Genomic DNA, 16,045 nt, shown 5'->3' on the forward strand with positions numbered 1-16,045 from the left:
GCGATCGTGTTCCTGTTATGTTCGCGTGACCATGAGCGCGAAGGATTTCGATTCCGACGCATCGCTCGACGAACCCCGCGTGATCATAAGGCGCTGCGGCGGCGATGTTGAGATGGCAGAGCTGCCTTGGGGCCTTCAGCCCAGCGAAGTTGGAGGCAGGCCCTTCACCGTCGTGCGCGCTGAGGGCAGGACGTTTCCCAGACACCGTTGCCTCGTTCCGGCATCCGAGTTCCGGCACCGGAGCAGGGGCAAGGCCTATAGCTTCTCGCTCGCCGACGGTGACTGGTTCTATTTCGCTGGCGTCTGGCGCCCGGCGACACGGGACTGGCCTGAGGCTTATGCCATCCTGACGATCGAGGCGAACGACGACGTGGCGCCCTTCCACGACCGGCAGATGGCGGTGCTGCGGCGCGATCAGCGAATGGCTTGGCTCGACCGGACCTGCTTGGAAGAAGAGCTGCTTCGGCCGTTGCCTGCCGGCACGTTCGTGGTTTCGCAGCCGCGCAAAGCATCTGCACAGGCGGCGCTCGCATTTTGAACCAAAAGCCCGAACTTCGTGATTGGCGTCGCCCTGCGGGCCGGGCTGTTGGCGGAGCTGAAGCCCCCAAAGGGGTCTTCACCCGTTCGGGCAGCCATCCCTGACGCGCCCTGGGACTGTCGTGCGAAGAGGGAGGGTTCCATGTTTACCGCGATCCGGCGATGGGTCGAACACAGACGGGCGATTCGACAGCGTTGGCAAGCCGACGCCCGTAGGCTCGCCTTGGCCGAAGAGGTCAATGCCTATTACGAGGCACAGCGCCGCACGACCTGGGCGCGCCTGCGAGGTGACGCGGGCGAGTTCTATCACTGGGCCAAGGTCGCCGCCGAGATCGCCCGAATCGCGCCGCAAGCGGCGATGGATATCGACGTGGTGCGCGCGATCGTGATCGAGGAAGAGCGCCGCGGTACCTGATCGTGGGTGGTGTTGCCGCTTGCGCGCTGCGGCCGGCAAGGGAAGCTGCGCCGCGGCCTGAAATTCGTGCAACCCGGCACTATCGCCGGGTTGACGGCCGCGCCCTTGCCCGCCTTGCTCTTCGCGGCATCCGGTTCATGCCCCATAAGCTAGGGGCGGGAATCGGATAGGAAGGAGCGCGTCAAGGCACGTGCAGGCGAATATGGAAAAAGCAGAACTGGAAGAGCTGAAAGAAAATGTGCCATGCGGCGCTGTACTGGAGCATTGCGGGTTTGCGCTCGATCTAAAGGAGAGCACGCGCAGGGCGATGAAATATCGCCGCGGGGACGCAATCATCATCGTCATTCATGACGGCAAGGGCTGGTTCGACCCGCTTTCAGACGCCAAGGGTGATGTCTATTCGCTGATCCAGCATCTGGACGGTTGCGATTTCCCGGAAGCATTCGTTCAGGTCGCATCCTTGGTCGGCTTGGTGCCCTCGGAGCCCGCTTGGACGCGGCAGCCCCGGGAACGCGAGCCGGATCTTTCCATTCCCGAACGCTGGCGAGCCCGGCGCAAGCCATGGCGTGGCTCGGCGACCTGGCGCTACCTGCACGACGAACGGCATATTCCCGAACGCATCCTCCGCGCCGCGATCGCTGCCGGCGTCCTGCGCGAAGGCCCGCATGGCAGCATGTGGGCGGCACACATCGATGCGGGAGCTGTCACCGGTTGGGAGGAACGCGGCCCGGAATGGCGCGGCTTTGCGACGGGCGGCAGCAAGGTGCTGTTCCGGCTCGGTCCGGCAGACGCCGGCCGCGTCTGCGTGACCGAAGCCGCCATCGACGCCATGAGCCTTGCTGCGATCGAGGCAAACAGACCAGATACGCTTTATGTCAGCACCGGCGGCGGCTGGTCGCCAGCGACTGACGCGGCCATTCGCCTGGTGGCAGAGCGGTCGGAGGCACGGCTTGTCGCGGCCACCGACAACAATGTGCAGGGCGACATTTATGCCGATCGCCTTCTCGCCCTGGCCGAGGAGGTCGGATGCGGCGCCGCGCGACTGCGCCCCATTGCGAGTGACTGGAACGTCGATCTGAAAGTGAGGCGGAAGCAAGAGGAATGCAGGAAGGAGGCCGACTGCCGCATGCCCGCCGGGCGCGTCAAGGGTGAAGCTCCGCCCGGCTGCGCCGGCCCTTGACCCGCCCGGGCGGAGAGGCGGCCGCGGGGGAGGGGTCCGGAAGGGCTGAAGATGATGGTGATCCGCGAGGGATGAATCGCGCTCCGGCCCGCAAGTGGCCAGGAGCCTCCCCATGACCCTCCAATCCTCCATCCGCAAGATCTACTTCGGTGTCGCCGATCAGCGGCAGATGTTCCGCCTGTTCGACCGCCATGCCCAGCGGCCCGATCGTTGGCAGAATGACGACAGCGCCCTGTTCGCCGGAGAGTGGTTCGAGATCGCACGCGCCGAGCACGACTACATGCTCGACATCCTGCCGCCGCTCTGGATGCGCGGGGAAATGTTCGCCCTGCGCGAGTTCCTCACCGACAGCGTCACCAGTGTCTTCTACACGCTGCGCATCGACGGCAAGACCCGCTACTTCCACGCCTATTGCGACCTGGCGCAGCCGCGTTCCCCGGTCGAGATGCGCGACGCCATCGTCGAGCGCGAGTCCTGGCCGGTGAAGGCCATGACGCATGACGAACGCCTGGAGCATGTCTGGAGCGCCACGCACGACGAATATCGTGGCTATGCCGGGGACCGGTTCTTAGCCCAGCATCGCGGCAAACGGACCATCCTCGTCTATGGCCTGGGGCGGACCGAGCTCAAGCTGCTCGACGATCTCACCGAGGAAGAGATCGCGGCCAAGCTGCCGGTGCATTTGCGGCACCTCCCCATTCGCGCAGCGGCGTGAGGTGTGAGCGATGTTCACATTTCCCATTCTCGCCGTCCGCAAGGTCGTCGATCGCGGCATGGCCGATGCTGCCGCCAATGGCGGCTTCCGCAATCCCTATTACGGCACGCGCCCCGGCGAGGGCGAGAAGCCCGGCCTGTGGCTGGTCGGCGACGAGGGCGTCTACATCATGTCCAACGGCAAACTGGCCGAAGGATCGCGCGCCCTCGTCGTCTATGCCGAGCAGTGCCATCCCAAGGGCGATATCGACTGGTGGGACTATAAGCGCCGCCACTTCGGCGCCGATGACGGCATCGAGTTCGTCGTGGCCGAGCGGCTGATCCCGCTCTTCGACCGCAACACGCGCGTCACCCACCTCAATGTGCAACTCACCGGGACCGAAATAGCGCTCTCGCTGATCACCCGCTGACTTTTTCAAACTCGCGACGCCGATCGCCCGGCCGGACCTGTTCGGCGGGCGGCTCGTGCACGCCTTTGCTCAAGGAGACTTCCCAAATGTCTAATGATGATCCCTTCACCCTCGACCTCTTCGGCAATACCGCGCTTTCGTCCGGCCCCGGTCCGGGCGTCACCGCCTTCGGCAGCGACTTCGGAGCCGAGGATCTTGTGGACGAACGGCCTTCACCCCCGGCCACGCCGGTCCCTCACGCAAAGCCCGTTCCGCAGCTCGCCAGACACGGGCGAGTCAATACAGCCACGGCTCGCGGCCAGAGCTTCTTTCTCGAAGGCGATCGCGGCCTGGCAAAGGGCTGGAAGCAGCGCGCCCGCGACAATCTCGCCGCCATTCGGCTCGCTGCCGAAATCGAGGCCGAGGACCGGCCGGCAACGCCCGAGGAACAAGCCCGGCTCGTCCGCTTCACCGGCTTCGGGGCCTCGGACCTCGCCAATGCCGTGTTCCGGCGTCCGGGCGAAACCGCTTTCCGGGACGGCTGGGACGAGATCGGGGCCGACCTCGAGGACGCGGTGTCGCGTCAGGACTATGCCTCGCTGGCGCGCTGCACGCAGTATGCCCATTTCACGCCGGAGTTCATCGTCCGGGCGATGTGGTCCGGCCTGCAGCGGCTCGGCTGGCGCGGCGGCAGGGTGCTCGAACCCGGCATCGGCACGGGCCTGTTCGCCGCCTTGTTGCCGGCGGAACTGCGCGACCAGGTGCATGTCACCGGCGTCGAGATCGATCCGGTGACCGCCCGGATCGCCCGGCTGTTGCAGGCGCGGGCACGTATCGTCAACGCCGACTTCGCGCGCGCCGATCTGCCGGCCAGTTTCGACCTTGCCATCGGCAATCCGCCTTTCTCGGATTGCACCGTGCGCTCGGACCGCGTCTATCGCTCGATGGGGCTGCGCTTGCATGACTATTTTATCGCCCGTTCGATCGACCTTCTGAAGCCGGGCGGCCTTGCGGCCTTCGTGACGAGCTCGGGCACGACGGACAAGGCGGATTATTCGGCTCGCGAGCATATCGCGAAGTCCGCCGATCTCGTCGCCGCAATCCGCTTGCCCGAGGGCAGCTTCCGGGCCGATGCCGGCACCGATGTCGTGGTCGACATCCTGTTCTTCCGCAAGCACAAGCCGGGAGAGGCCGGGGGCGACGTTACCTGGCTCGACACCGACGAGGTCCGCCCTGCGGACGGCGACGAGGTCGCGATCCGCGTGAACCGCTGGTTCGCCCGGCATCCCGATTTTGTGCTCGGCATTCATGCCAGCACGTCGGGCCCGTTCGGAGAGACCTACACCTGCCTGCCGCGTCCCGGCGTCGATCTCGCGTCGGCGCTGTCCGATGCGATCTCCCTGCTCCCGGAAGCCATCTATGACGGCGAGCCCGAGGCAATCGACCTCGACGGCGACGACATCGACGGGGCAGGGGAGTCGCTTCCCAACGCTCCCGCGATCCGTGAGGGCAGCTACTTCATCGCGTCGGATACGGCGCTGATGCAGATGGTCGACGGGGTTCCCGTGACTCTTCCCTTGCGCAAGGGGCGCAGCGCCGACGGCGTGCCCGACAAGCACGCCCGCATCATCCGCAAGCTGATCCCGATCCGCGATGCGGTGCGCGAGGTCCTGAAGGCGCAGGAGCTCGACCGGCCCTGGAAGCCGGCACAGGTCAAGCTGCGCATCGCCTGGTCCAATTTCGTGCGTGCCTTCGGCCCGATCAACACCACGGTAGTCTCGACCAGCGAGGATTCTGAGACCGGCGAGGTGCGCGAGACGCATCGCCGGCCGAACCTGCAGCCCTTCCTCGACGATCCCGATTGCTGGTTGGTCGCCTCGATCGAGGACTACGACCTCGAGACCGACACGGCGCGGCCCGGTCCGATCTTCACTGAACGGGTGATCGCGCCACCCTCGGCGCCCATCATCACCTCGACCGCCGATGCCTTGGCCGTGGTGCTGAACGACCGTGGCCATGTGGACATCGATCACATTGCCGAATTGCTGCACGCCGACGCGGACGCCGTCATTGCCGAACTGGGCGACGCCATCTATCGCGACCCGGAGTCCGGTTCCTGGCAGACCGCGGATGCCTATCTTTCGGGCCAGGTCCGTGACAAGCTCAAGGCCGCCGAAGCGGCCGCCGCTCTCGATCCCGTCTTCGAGCGTAATGTCCGCGCTCTCGTGGACGTCCAGCCGACCGACCTCGGCCCGTCCGACATCACGGCGCGTCTTGGAGCCCCCTGGATTCCCGCCGCCGACGTCGTCGCTTTCGTCAAGGAGACGATGGGCGCCGAGATCCGCATCCACCATATGCCCGAGCTCGCCTCATGGACGGTCGAGGCGCGACAACTCGGTTACATGGCCGCCGGGACCTCGGAATGGGGCACCGAGCGCCGCCATGCCGGCGAGCTGATCGCCGACGCGCTCAACAGCCGCGTGCCGCAGATCTTCGACACCATCAAGGACGGCGACAGCGAAAAGCGCGTCCTCAATGTCGTCGACACGGAGGCGGCCAAGGAGAAGCTCACCAAGATCAAAACGGCGTTCCAGACGTGGATCTGGTCCGATCCCGATCGGACCGACCGGCTGGCGCGGGTCTATAATGACCGCTTCAACAATATCGCGCCCCGGCATTTCAACGGGGACCATCTGCAACTCCCGGGCGCCTCTGGCGCCTTTTCTCTTTATCGGCACCAGAAGCGCGGCATCTGGCGCATCATCTCGGCCGGCGCGACCTACCTCGCCCATGCCGTGGGCGCCGGCAAGACCATGACCATGGCGGCCGCCATCATGGAACAACGTCGGCTCGGTCTCATCGCCAAGGCCATGCTGGTCGTGCCCGGTCATTGTCTGGCGCAAGCGGGGCGCGAATTCCTGGCGCTCTATCCGACCGCTCGTATTCTCGTCGCCGACGAGACAAATTTCATCAAGGAAAAGCGGCATCGCTTCCTGTCGCGCGCGGCAACCGCGACATGGGACGCGATCATCATCACCCATTCCGCCTTCCGCTTCATCAGCGTGCCCTCCGCCTTCGAGAGCCAAATGATCCACGATGAGCTCGAGCTTTACGAGACGCTGCTGACCAAGGTGGAGAGCGGCGATCGCGTCTCTCGCAAACGGCTCGAGCGGCTGAAGGAGGGCCTCAAGGAGCGGCTGGAGGCCCTCGCCACCCGCAAGGACGACCTGCTAACGATCTCCGAGATCGGCGTCGACCAGATCATCGTCGACGAGGCGCAGGAATTCCGCAAGCTCAGCTTCGCCAGCAATATGTCGACGCTCAAGGGAATCGATCCGAACGGCTCGCAGCGTGCCTGGGACCTCTATGTGAAGTCCCGCTTCGTCGAGACGAGGAATCCTGGCCGGGCGCTCATCCTCGCCTCCGGCACGCCAATCACCAATACGCTGGGCGAAATGTTCTCGGTCCAGCGCTATCTCGGGTACGGCGCTCTACGCGAGCGCGGCCTCCACGAGTTCGACGCCTGGGCCTCGACCTTCGGCGACGTCACCACCGAGCTCGAGCTGCAGCCCAACGGCAGGTACAAGCCGGTGACCCGCTTCGCCACCTTCGTCAACGTGCCCGAGCTCATCGCCATGTTCCGCTCCTTCGCGGACGTGGTCATGCCCGAGGACTTGCGCGACTATGTGAAGGTGCCGGCGCTCTCGACCGGTAAACGGCAGATCAGGACCTCGAAGCCGTCAGCCGCCTTTAAGCGCTATCAGGTCCTGCTCGACGCCCGCATCAAGGCGATCGAACACCGCGAAGGGCCACCCGAGCCGGGCGACGACATCCTGCTCTCGGTCATCACCGACGGCCGCCACGCGGCGATCGACCTGCGCCTGGTCGATGCCGACAATGACAATGAGGCGGACAACAAGCTCAACGACCTTGTTTCCAATGCCTTCCGCATCTGGCAGGAAACCGCCGGCAACGACTATGTCCGCCCCGACGGCAAGCCCTTCGAGCTATCCGGTGCCGCGCAGATGATCTTCTCGGACCTCGGTACCATCTCGGTCGAAAAAACCCGGGGCTTCTCCGCCTATCGATGGATACGCGACGAGCTCGTTCGCCTGGGCGTCCCGGCGTCTGAGATCGCCTTCATGCAGGATTTCAAGAAGTCCGAGGCAAAGCAGCGTCTGTTCGCCGACGTCCGTGGGGGCAAGGTTCGTTTTCTGATCGGTTCATCCGACACGATGGGCACCGGCGTCAACGCACAGCTCCGACTCAAGGCGTTGCACCATCTCGACGTTCCCTGGCTCCCCTCGCAGATCGAGCAGCGTGAGGGTCGCATTTTGCGGCCGGGCAACCAGCACGACGTCATCGACATCTTCGCCTACGCCACCGAGGGTTCGATGGATGCGCAGATGTGGCAGAACAATGAGCGCAAGGCTCGTTTCATCGCGGCGGCGCTCTCAGGCGACACCTCCGTTCGCCGACTGGAAGACCTCGGTGAAGGACAGGCCAACCAGTTCGCTATGGCCAAGGCCGTTGCCTCGGGCGATCCGCGCCTGATGCAGAAGGCGGGCCTTGAAGCCGATATCGCCCGACTCGAACGCCTGCGCTTCGCACATGAGGACGATCAGTTCGCCATCCGTCGCCAGCTTCGCGATGCCGAGCGGGATATCGAATATGCGACGCGGCGGATCGGCGAGATCGGGGAGGATCTCGCGCGCCTCGTTCCCACCACGGGCGAGGCCTTCCGCATGCACGTCGGCGAAGAGGTGTTCAATGAGCGCAAGCTCGCCGGACGGGCGCTGATGAAGGAGATTCTGACCCTCGTGCAGCTTCAGCACGAAGACGAGACCGTTATCGCCTCGGTTGGCGGATTCGAGCTCGCATATTCCGGCCAGCGCTTCGGCAAGGACGGCTATCGCTACGCCACCATGCTGGTGCGCACGGGAGCCGAGACGGAAATCGAACTGCCCGTCACCACGACGCCGCTCGGTGCGATCGCGAAGCTCGAACACGTTCTGTCCAACCTGGATGAAGAACAGGAGCGCACCCGTGATCGGCTTGCGGAGGCTGAGCGTCGGCTTGCCGCCTATCGCTCCCGCGAGGGCGGATCCTTTGCCTTCTCGGATGAACTCGCGGCCAAGCGCCGGCAGCTGGCCGAAATCGAGACGTCGCTGGCACAGGATATCGACGGGGTGGGGCCGGAAGAGGCAAGGGCGGCCTGAAAGGACCAGGAATAAGGAGAGGACTGCTCGCAGATCGGGCGATCCGCCGACGCTGACGCTCAATCGCCCCCGTCGCGATCCCGGCCCGTCATCCTGCGCAGGGCTGCAAGCCCCGCTTGGCCAGCCGGGCAGGAATGCTCGGGCGCAATTGCACCGGCCTGCCCGCTCCGCGGGCCGCGGGAGGTCTTCGGAAAGAAGACGAGAAAGGACCGGCGATGGGCCGCGTCCACAACCTCCAAGGAGCATTCCCATGGAACTGAAGTTTGTCGATCCGCGCTCGCTGAAGGACAATCCCGACAAGGCGCGCCGCTCCAAGTCCAGCCCGCAGGCCGATGCCCTGCTGCTGGCGACGATCAAGGCCGTCGGCATCGTGCAGCCGCCCGTTGTCGCTGCCGAAACCGATGGCGGCAATGGCTTCGTCATCGATGAGGGCCATCGTCGCGTCAAGCAGGCGATCGCCGCCGGCCTCGAGGAGATCGCCGTTCTGGTCGTGCCTCGGGCCGAGGATGGCGGCGCCATGCGCTCGCTCGTCACGACGATCGCGCATGAGCAGCTCAATCCCGTCGACCAGTGGCGCGCTATCGAACGTCTCGTGGCGCTCGGGTGGACCGAGGAGGCGATCGGCATCGCCCTCGCCCAGTCGGTGCGCCAGATCAAGAAGCTGCGCCTGCTCGCCAATGTGCTTCCGGCCATGCTGGATCACATGGCCAAGGGCGACATGCCCGACGAGCGGCAGCTCCGCACCATCGCGGCCGCCTCGCTCGAGGATCAGAAGGAGGTCTGGAAGGCCAACAAGCCGTCCAAAGGCGACCCGCAGGTCTCGTGGTGGAGTGTCGCCAACGCTCTCGCCAAGACCCGGATGTATGCGCGCGATGCGAGCTTCGGCGACGACCTCGCCCAGGCCTACGGCATCGCCTGGGTCGAGGACCTGTTCGCCCCGGCCGATCAGGACAGCCGCTATACCACTGGCGTCGAGGCCTTCCTCGGCGCACAACAGGAGTGGATGACGCAGAACCTTCCGAAAAAGGGCGTCATCGCCGAGGTCAGTAACTACGGCGAGGTCAAGCTGCCGCCCAAGGCAAGCCAAGTCTATGGCACGCCCAAGAAGTCGGACCACACTGCGATGTACCTTGACCGCGAGGGCAAGGTGAAGACGGTCCACTTCCGCATGCCCGAGGCCAAGAAGAAGGCCAAGGGTTCGGAAGCGGGCGATGCTGCCGACGAGACGATCGTCATCTCCAAGCCGCGCCCCGACGTTACCCGCAAGGGTATCGAGATGATTGGTGACCTGCGCACCGATGCGTTGCATGAGGCGCTGTCGCGGGCGCCGATCGAGGATGACACCCTGCTCGCGCTGCTCGTCCTTGCCTTCGCGGGGCAAAACGTCCGGGTCGATTCCGGGGCCGGCGGCGATTTCCGCTTCGGCGGGCGCTTCGGCCGGCACGCGGCTGCGCTGTTCGATGCCGAGGGCAAGTTCGCCTTCGACACCGACACGCTGCGCATCGCTGCCCGAGGCGTGCTGATGGACGTGCTCTCATGCCGCGAAGGCATCAGCAAGTCCGGCATCGTCGCGATCGTCGCCGGCGGCACGATCGGCGCGGACGGCTTCCTCGCCAATATGGGCACGGAGGACTTCCTCTCCTGCCTGTCGCGTCCGGCGCTCGAAGGCTCCTGTGCCGACACGCCGGTACTGCCGCGCGCACGCGTGAAGGACACGCGCGCCGCGCTCGTCGAGCACTTCAAAGAGGGCCATTTCGTCCACCCGGCGGCGCTGTTCGCCCCCGATGCGATCAGCCTTGCCGAATGGCTCGCCAAGAGCGCCGTCACCGAGGTCGAGGACGATGATGTGCCTGACGCCGAGGACGTCGGCGGCGAGGACCAGGCGCCCGAGGACCACGAGATCGAGGAGGGCTACCGCGAAGCCGCTGAGTAGCGCCCCGCTTCTTCTTTCGATCGCTCCGCCGCCGCCGGGTTCGCCCGGCGGCGGTTTCGTTTCCAGCCCACCTATGGAGGACAGCATGTCCGCGCATACGATTTTTGAATCCGCGCCGATCGGCGCCATCGTCGCCTGGTCCGACGGCACGCCGCGGCCGCCGGAACGGCATTCCAAAAAGCTCGCCGCCTGGAAGAACAGCAACAGCCAGGGACGGCTCATCCGCAAACAGGGTGGTCGCGACGCCGGCAAGCTTGGCTCCAGCGGAAGCTTCACTCTTCACGAGGCCGATTTCGGCGCCGGCGGCGTCATCGCCATCCGCGTCCACCGCACCTACTCGCTCGGCTCTAGCCTGCACTTCACGATTGTCGAGCGCCCTCCGGTTGGCTCCGTGCGCGTGTTCGACCGTGCTGGTGACCATGCCGAGCTGGTCCACCTCGCTCCCCATCGCGCCGCCGCCCAACACTGGCTGTCGCAGCACGGCTATCCCAAGGCCGTGCTCGAGGATGTCACGGCCGACGAGGCGGCGGGCGATGTCGTGAAAGGGAGGACCGCGGCATGACCCGGATTCTCCAAACCGCACCCCCTTCGATCGAGGCCCCGGATGCGTCCGGAGCCTTTTTCGGGCGCAGCGCCGACGGCATGTTTGTCGCTCTGGTCGGAGAGCATGCTTTCGCGATGGTTCCCACTCGCGACGGCCGGCACTATCTCGCCAGCGGTTGGCGGATCCGCCGGCCCATGGCGGAATGGATCCGGGTAGATTTCTACGGCCATTCCGCCGAAATTGCCGACGAATCCGCCTTCCCGGCGAAAGTGCTGGAACAGGCCCAACATCAGCGCGAGAAGCTGGCGCTCGACCGACGCGAGGGCCGGTCCCCGGCGCATACTCCATGGGGACCGTCACAGGGAGCAACCATCTACGCGGACGGTATCACCTTCTATTCTACTGCCGGTCACGGCGGTTTCCATCTCTCCCCGGACCGAAACCGAGAAGTCCACCCTCTGCTCCGCACCACTGACGGCTGGTACGAAGAGGACGAATGCTGGGCGATCGTCGCCATCTCCTTTCCGCATCTGTTTACCGCCTTCGAGCGCCGCTGCGCCGAGCAGACCATGAAGGACTCCTGGCCGGACGCGTGGGAGGCGATCTTCGGCACCATTCTGGTTCCGGGCGAGTCCCGCAGGAAGGACCAGCGTGCCTTCGAGGCCGAGCACGCCGCCGACTGGATCGTCGTTTCAGCGGTCACGTCGGACCAGCAGAAGGGGTTCGTCGAATGCGTCGCCACGCCCGGTGGCAAACGCGGCCCCGGCACCGAGGAACGTCGCTTCCTCGTGCCCAGCGGCGAATACGAGATCGGCCGGTTCGGCTTCGTCATCGATCCGGATCGTCATCCCGTCTATGCCGGTCCGTCGAGCTTTATCGGCTGGCGGGGGAGGGGGTCGCCATGACTCTCGCGCCCGAGCTGCGCCGCCAGCTCTCCCGCATGGAGGAGGCGCGCCGGCAAACACAGCGCCAGTTGGACATGGTCGACCGGCAGATCACGCGCCGGATGACCGCGCTGATCCCTGGCCTGCTGCCACGGCGGACGCACTATCGACGCGGCAGGGCACCTGATCCTGGCGCGTTCCTCGAGCGCTACCGATTCCAGCTCGCAGCCCTGACCGCAGAGCGCCAACCGGAGATCGACGCATTGTCGCGAAAGCTCGTGCGGCAGGAGCAGGCGATCGCAAGATTCCTCGACCGGCAGGGCGAAGCCGCTGACATGAGCGAGCAGGTCTAGCGACGCCGCTGTTCAAGCGACAGGTGGGCGGTGTCGATGATTCTGGATGCGGCAAGCACACGAGCGACCATTCTGGTGATGGTGGTCGCGGCAGCGATACGGCAGGATCGACACCGGGAATTGGCAGATGGTCATGACCGCCTGTCCTTCGGTTCCCATGTCGAAATAGAGGTCCCGTGCCGGTCCTCCCTCGGGCTTTAGGCGGTCCTGAACCGGCGGCCGTTCGCTTCAAGGCCGCGTTCCGCGCCGCGGGGCGGCCGGATCGAACCGGTCTCGACATGGCAGGCCCGCGTCCTGCGCGAGGGCGGAAGGGCGCCCTGCTCGGCCGCAAACTTTCCATGCTCGCCTCGGTCCGCCCGGACCCTGAAGCGCCCGTCATACCGCCGGTTCTGTCGGTCCGCGCCCGAGGGAGGGCCGGCATGGGGCCGGTCCAAGCTTCGGGAAACCGAAAGAAGGAAAATGCCATGACCAAGAAAGCTGCCAGTTCCCGCTCCAGCGCCCGCGTCGTCCCGCTCCGCAAGGGCACCACAATCCAGATGGTCCGGCTCGCCTGCCCCGATCCCGCACAGTGCTCCCTCATCTCCGAGAGCTTCGGCCTGCCGGTTCTTGACAGCGACGGCATCCGCGAGCTGCACGAGAAGCTCATCGTCGACACGGCCGCAGCGCTCGACGAGGGACTTGGCGAACGCGCCATGCAGATCCACCTGCAGCGCATCGTCGGAGCGTATGTCGGCTCCGCTCATGGCGCCGGCCAATTCTACAGCCGCTCCGTGACCGAGGCCCGCGATGCGACGGCCAAGGCCGCCTGCGATGATCGCGACGAGGATGTCGGTGGCCCGGTCGGCTTCGACAGCGCCGCCCAGCGCAAGCGGGAGTTCGCCGCCGACATGGCACTCCAGGCCCACGCGCTGGGCATGGCCGCCGAGGGCGCCGTCAATGCTTACGAACAGGTCGTCGGCGAGGTCTGGAAGCCCTTCGAGCGGCCGGTGGAGAACCCCGGGCAGAGCGTCGATCGCAAGGCAGCCGACCTGCAGATGGCGGCTCTCGGATGAGCCGCTGACTGCGGCGGGGCTCCGGCCCCGCCTGTCTTTACCTCAGCGATTCGGTGCCTACCGGGGCCGGCTCCATTATGCCGCTATTTCGCCCGTCAACTGCTCGGGCTCAATGGAAACTTCTCGACATCGTCATTCCATGGATCGAACACGACCGCACCTGACGGCCTGGTGTCCTTGACGTTCCGCGTCACCAGATAAAGATCGTGCTCGATCGCCGTCGACGCGAGCAGCGTGTCGATCACCGGCGGCGCATGGCCACTGGCGCGCTTGCCTGCCCCGGAAATCCGGCCCCAGCGCCGAACGACCTCGTCCTCAAGCGACAGCACGCGATGGCCGAACCGCTCCGCCAGCGCATCGCGCGCCGCCATGTAGCGCGGTCGATCCGGATGATCGTCGGGCAGGTTGTGAATGCCCTTGTCGTATTCGGCCAGCGTCAGAACGCTGATATGGAAACTCGTCTCGTCCTGCCCCTCGGCCCAACGCTTCACCGACGGCGCACCCTGCGGATTGATCAGAGCGGCCACGACATTGGTGTCGAGCAGCCATCCCCTCACAGTTCCACGTCCCGGCCGCGATCCATCTCGCGTTCGAGGTTGAGGCCGTCGAGATGCAGGCTCTCCATGAACTGCAAAAAGGGCAGACGGGGTTTCTCCGGCACGAGACGATCGAACTCCTCGACGCTCATCACCACGACTGCGTCATGGCCGCGAACGCTCACACGCTGCGGCCCCTCTTCGCGGGCATGGCGCACCACCTCGCTGAATCGCGCCTTCGCGTCCTCGAGCTTCCACCGTCCTGTCGCCGGACGGGTTGCCGTCCGCGCCTTCTTCGTCACTTGCTTGCCCATCGTCTCACACCTAGTCAGCTAGTCAGACATATAGCACTCGCCCGGCGATGACGCCAGCATCGGCGACAAGACACCTTGGCATCGGGCCCCTGCGCCAGCGCTCCAATCCCGCTCTCTCGTGATGGCTTTCCTGGTGCGGCGGCGGATCTTCCACGATCAACCCGCAAGGGGTCCGCTAGCAAGCTGCGGCCGCTCGGCTTCGCCTTCGCGGTGATCGCGCCCGCCGCCGCACACTGACGGAGCCATCGAGCGGGAATTGGCCCGCTTCCCAAGATGGAGCCCTCAGATGTCCCACGATCTCACCCTCGCCCAGAAAGCCGCCTGGTCCCTCGCCCGCACCCTCATGGCCCCGGTCGTCCTCTTCCAGGTCGACGACGAATTCGGCGTCCTGCCGGCCGACGAGCTCGACGACGCCGACGTCGAGATCCTCTTCGAATACGATCCCTATAGCGGCGGCCGGTCGGTTCACTAACCGACCTTCTCCCGACTGCTCTCAGGCGGCGCCCCACCGCGCCGTCTTTTTCCTTTCTGGCGCCCGTTCGCCGCCCCGTCCGGCCCGTGGTCCTGGCGGAGCCAGGCGGTCGGCGCAACGGCGTTGCCGTCCTCCGCTCCCGCTGCGGCCCATGACCACCCCATCGTGCAAGCACGACGGGGACCCCGGTCGGGTGCGCAGCCAGCCTTCCTGCTCCGCCGCGGCGGACCCCGTGACGGGGCCGCGATCGGCGCGGCCTCCAGAACCGGAGGTTCATGAAAATGAGCAGAAAAGAAGGAAAAGGACCGCGCATCGACATCTACGCGCGGATCACCGACCGCATCGTCGCGGAGCTCGCGACGGGTGTCCGGCCCTGGATGCAGCCATGGCATTCTGCCAATGCCATCGGCCGCGTTACGCGGCCGTTACGGCATAACGGTCTGCCCTACAGCGGCATGAACGTGCTGCTTCTGTGGTCCGAGGCCATCGCGCGCGGCTTTGCCAGCCCGATGTGGATGACATTCAAGCAGGCGCTCGAGCTTGGCGGCGCCGTCCGCAAGGGCGAGACCGGCTCGATGGTCGTTTTCGCCAGCCGCTTCACCAAGACCGAAACGGATTCCGCTGGTGAGGAATTCGATCGGGAGATCCCGTTCCTCAAAGCTTACTCGGTCTTCAACGTCGCGCAGATCGACGGTCTGCCCGACCATTATTGCGGGCACAAGGCGGAACCTGTTCGCGATCCGATTGTGCGCATCGAACATGCCGATCGCTTCTTCGCCAATACCGGCGCGATGATCCGGCATGGCGGCGATCGCGCCTACTTCTCGCCGGCAACCGACCACATCCAGATGCCGCCCTTCCAGACGTTCCGCGACGCCGCGGCATATGTGGCGACCCTGAGTCATGAAGCCACGCATTGGACTTCGGCGCCGCATCGGGTGAACCGCGACCTCAGCCGCTACGCCAAGGATCGCAGCGAGCGGGCACACGAAGAACTGATCGCCGAGCTCGGGAGCTGCTTCCTCTGCGCCGATCTCGGTATCGTGCCGGAGCTCGAGCCGCGTCCGGATCATGCGAGCTATCTCGATTCCTGGTTGAAGGTGCTCGCCGACGACAAGCGGGCGATCTTCTCGGCCGCTGCTCACGCTCAGCGCGCCGTCGCCTTCCTGCACGGCCTTCAGCCGGCGGCCTCGGAAGAACGCGAGGCCGCCTGATGCTCCACGCATCCATCATCGGCGTGGGAAAGTGACGCACCTTCCCCGATCCGCCTGCGCACCCTCTCGCTCGGAGCGGGCGTGCAGCCGCCACGAAGCCATCGATCTGTCGCGACTATGCGCAGCCCGGCCCGATCTGTGCCGCGTAATGTGCGCATGTGGCGCGCCTTCGTCTTCCCGACGCTGTGCCAGGAATGCGGTTTCGTCTGGACGGTCAGCTATCAGGATGCTGCGATCCATTCCGGCAACCTCTATCCTCTATCGCTTCGACGGCTGGGTGCAGCCCGCC

Annotated in this window: 15 protein-coding genes; 13 read left to right on the top strand and 2 right to left on the bottom strand. The window is 65.7% G+C overall.

All coding sequences use genetic code 11. From position 1 onward, the window contains the following. The first annotated feature begins 31 nt into the window (after positions 1-31). The 11 genes from AC0L25_RS20475 to AC0L25_RS20525 all read left to right on the top strand — a co-directional run bounded on the left by AC0L25_RS20475 (position 32) and on the right by AC0L25_RS20525 (position 13,220). Positions 32-538: an SOS response-associated peptidase family protein gene (locus AC0L25_RS20475; protein WP_473597187.1), complete on the top strand. Its 507-nt coding sequence runs from the start codon at positions 32-34 to the stop codon at positions 536-538. A 141-nt stretch (positions 539-679) separates the two neighbouring features. Further along, positions 680-952 (top strand): hypothetical protein, encoded by a 273-nt coding sequence (locus AC0L25_RS20480; protein ID WP_473597188.1) that lies wholly within the window; start codon positions 680-682, stop codon positions 950-952. A gap of 202 nt (positions 953-1,154) precedes the next feature. Continuing rightward, positions 1,155-2,132 carry a DUF3991 and toprim domain-containing protein gene (locus tag AC0L25_RS20485; RefSeq protein ID WP_473597189.1) on the top strand — a complete coding sequence of 326 codons (978 nt, stop codon included), beginning with the start codon at positions 1,155-1,157 and terminating at the stop codon, positions 2,130-2,132. A 112-nt stretch (positions 2,133-2,244) separates the two neighbouring features. Then, positions 2,245-2,847, top strand: coding sequence for a DUF1419 domain-containing protein (locus tag AC0L25_RS20490; RefSeq protein WP_473597190.1), 603 nt, complete (start codon positions 2,245-2,247; stop codon positions 2,845-2,847). Positions 2,848-2,857: 10 nt separating this feature from the next. Further along, a complete protein-coding gene (locus tag AC0L25_RS20495; RefSeq protein ID WP_473597191.1) occupies positions 2,858-3,256 on the top strand; it encodes a DUF3085 domain-containing protein in 399 nt (132 codons plus the stop codon). A gap of 86 nt (positions 3,257-3,342) precedes the next feature. Next, positions 3,343-8,454: a helicase-related protein gene (locus AC0L25_RS20500; RefSeq protein WP_473597192.1), complete on the top strand. Its 5,112-nt coding sequence runs from the start codon at positions 3,343-3,345 to the stop codon at positions 8,452-8,454. Between the two features lie 250 nt (positions 8,455-8,704). Continuing rightward, on the top strand, positions 8,705-10,387 hold the full coding sequence (locus AC0L25_RS20505; RefSeq protein ID WP_473597193.1) for a ParB N-terminal domain-containing protein: 1,683 nt from the start codon (positions 8,705-8,707) through the stop codon (positions 10,385-10,387). Positions 10,388-10,472: 85 nt separating this feature from the next. Continuing rightward, positions 10,473-10,949, top strand: a complete 477-nt coding sequence (locus tag AC0L25_RS20510) for a hypothetical protein (RefSeq protein WP_473597194.1) — start codon at positions 10,473-10,475, stop codon at positions 10,947-10,949. Beyond that, positions 10,946-11,836 (top strand): DUF7007 domain-containing protein, encoded by an 891-nt coding sequence (locus AC0L25_RS20515; protein WP_473597195.1) that lies wholly within the window; start codon positions 10,946-10,948, stop codon positions 11,834-11,836. Before AC0L25_RS20510 ends, AC0L25_RS20515 begins: the two co-directional genes overlap by 4 nt. Continuing rightward, positions 11,833-12,168 (top strand): hypothetical protein, encoded by a 336-nt coding sequence (locus AC0L25_RS20520; protein WP_473597196.1) that lies wholly within the window; start codon positions 11,833-11,835, stop codon positions 12,166-12,168. Before AC0L25_RS20515 ends, AC0L25_RS20520 begins: the two co-directional genes overlap by 4 nt. A gap of 464 nt (positions 12,169-12,632) precedes the next feature. Further along, the gene (locus AC0L25_RS20525) at positions 12,633-13,220 is read left to right on the top strand and encodes a hypothetical protein (protein WP_473597197.1); all 588 of its coding nucleotides are present in this window, start codon (positions 12,633-12,635) and stop codon (positions 13,218-13,220) included. A gap of 95 nt (positions 13,221-13,315) precedes the next feature. Here the strand turns inward: AC0L25_RS20525 and AC0L25_RS20530 are convergent, their stop codons facing one another. Beyond that, positions 13,316-13,777: a PIN domain-containing protein gene (locus AC0L25_RS20530; protein WP_473597198.1), complete on the bottom strand. Its 462-nt coding sequence runs from the start codon at positions 13,775-13,777 to the stop codon at positions 13,316-13,318. After that, positions 13,774-14,070, bottom strand: coding sequence for a type II toxin-antitoxin system Phd/YefM family antitoxin (locus tag AC0L25_RS20535; protein ID WP_473597199.1), 297 nt, complete (start codon positions 14,068-14,070; stop codon positions 13,774-13,776). Before AC0L25_RS20535 ends, AC0L25_RS20530 begins: the two co-directional genes overlap by 4 nt. A gap of 286 nt (positions 14,071-14,356) precedes the next feature. Between AC0L25_RS20535 and AC0L25_RS20540 the strand changes: the two genes are divergently transcribed. Then, positions 14,357-14,542, top strand: coding sequence for a hypothetical protein (locus AC0L25_RS20540; RefSeq protein WP_292212312.1), 186 nt, complete (start codon positions 14,357-14,359; stop codon positions 14,540-14,542). Positions 14,543-14,823: 281 nt separating this feature from the next. After that, a complete protein-coding gene (locus tag AC0L25_RS20545; protein WP_473597200.1) occupies positions 14,824-15,756 on the top strand; it encodes an ArdC family protein in 933 nt (310 codons plus the stop codon). The last annotated feature ends 289 nt before the right edge of the window (positions 15,757-16,045 follow it).

The organism is Mesorhizobium sp. WSM4813, assembly GCF_055811555.1.

Excerpts from the sequence above, each read along its gene's own strand:
- AC0L25_RS20475 (WP_473597187.1), top strand. The coding sequence starts at position 32 with ATGAGCGCGAAGGATTTCGATTCCGACGCATCGCTCGACGAACCCCGC.
- AC0L25_RS20480 (WP_473597188.1), top strand. The coding sequence starts at position 680 with ATGTTTACCGCGATCCGGCGATGGGTCGAACACAGACGGGCGATTCGA.
- AC0L25_RS20485 (WP_473597189.1), top strand. The coding sequence starts at position 1,155 with ATGGAAAAAGCAGAACTGGAAGAGCTGAAAGAAAATGTGCCATGCGGC.
- AC0L25_RS20490 (WP_473597190.1), top strand. The coding sequence starts at position 2,245 with ATGACCCTCCAATCCTCCATCCGCAAGATCTACTTCGGTGTCGCCGAT.
- AC0L25_RS20495 (WP_473597191.1), top strand. The coding sequence starts at position 2,858 with ATGTTCACATTTCCCATTCTCGCCGTCCGCAAGGTCGTCGATCGCGGC.
- AC0L25_RS20500 (WP_473597192.1), top strand. The coding sequence starts at position 3,343 with ATGTCTAATGATGATCCCTTCACCCTCGACCTCTTCGGCAATACCGCG.
- AC0L25_RS20505 (WP_473597193.1), top strand. The coding sequence starts at position 8,705 with ATGGAACTGAAGTTTGTCGATCCGCGCTCGCTGAAGGACAATCCCGAC.
- AC0L25_RS20510 (WP_473597194.1), top strand. The coding sequence starts at position 10,473 with ATGTCCGCGCATACGATTTTTGAATCCGCGCCGATCGGCGCCATCGTC.
- AC0L25_RS20515 (WP_473597195.1), top strand. The coding sequence starts at position 10,946 with ATGACCCGGATTCTCCAAACCGCACCCCCTTCGATCGAGGCCCCGGAT.
- AC0L25_RS20520 (WP_473597196.1), top strand. The coding sequence starts at position 11,833 with ATGACTCTCGCGCCCGAGCTGCGCCGCCAGCTCTCCCGCATGGAGGAG.
- AC0L25_RS20525 (WP_473597197.1), top strand. The coding sequence starts at position 12,633 with ATGACCAAGAAAGCTGCCAGTTCCCGCTCCAGCGCCCGCGTCGTCCCG.
- AC0L25_RS20535 (WP_473597199.1), bottom strand. The coding sequence starts at position 14,070 with ATGGGCAAGCAAGTGACGAAGAAGGCGCGGACGGCAACCCGTCCGGCG.
- AC0L25_RS20540 (WP_292212312.1), top strand. The coding sequence starts at position 14,357 with ATGTCCCACGATCTCACCCTCGCCCAGAAAGCCGCCTGGTCCCTCGCC.
- AC0L25_RS20545 (WP_473597200.1), top strand. The coding sequence starts at position 14,824 with ATGAGCAGAAAAGAAGGAAAAGGACCGCGCATCGACATCTACGCGCGG.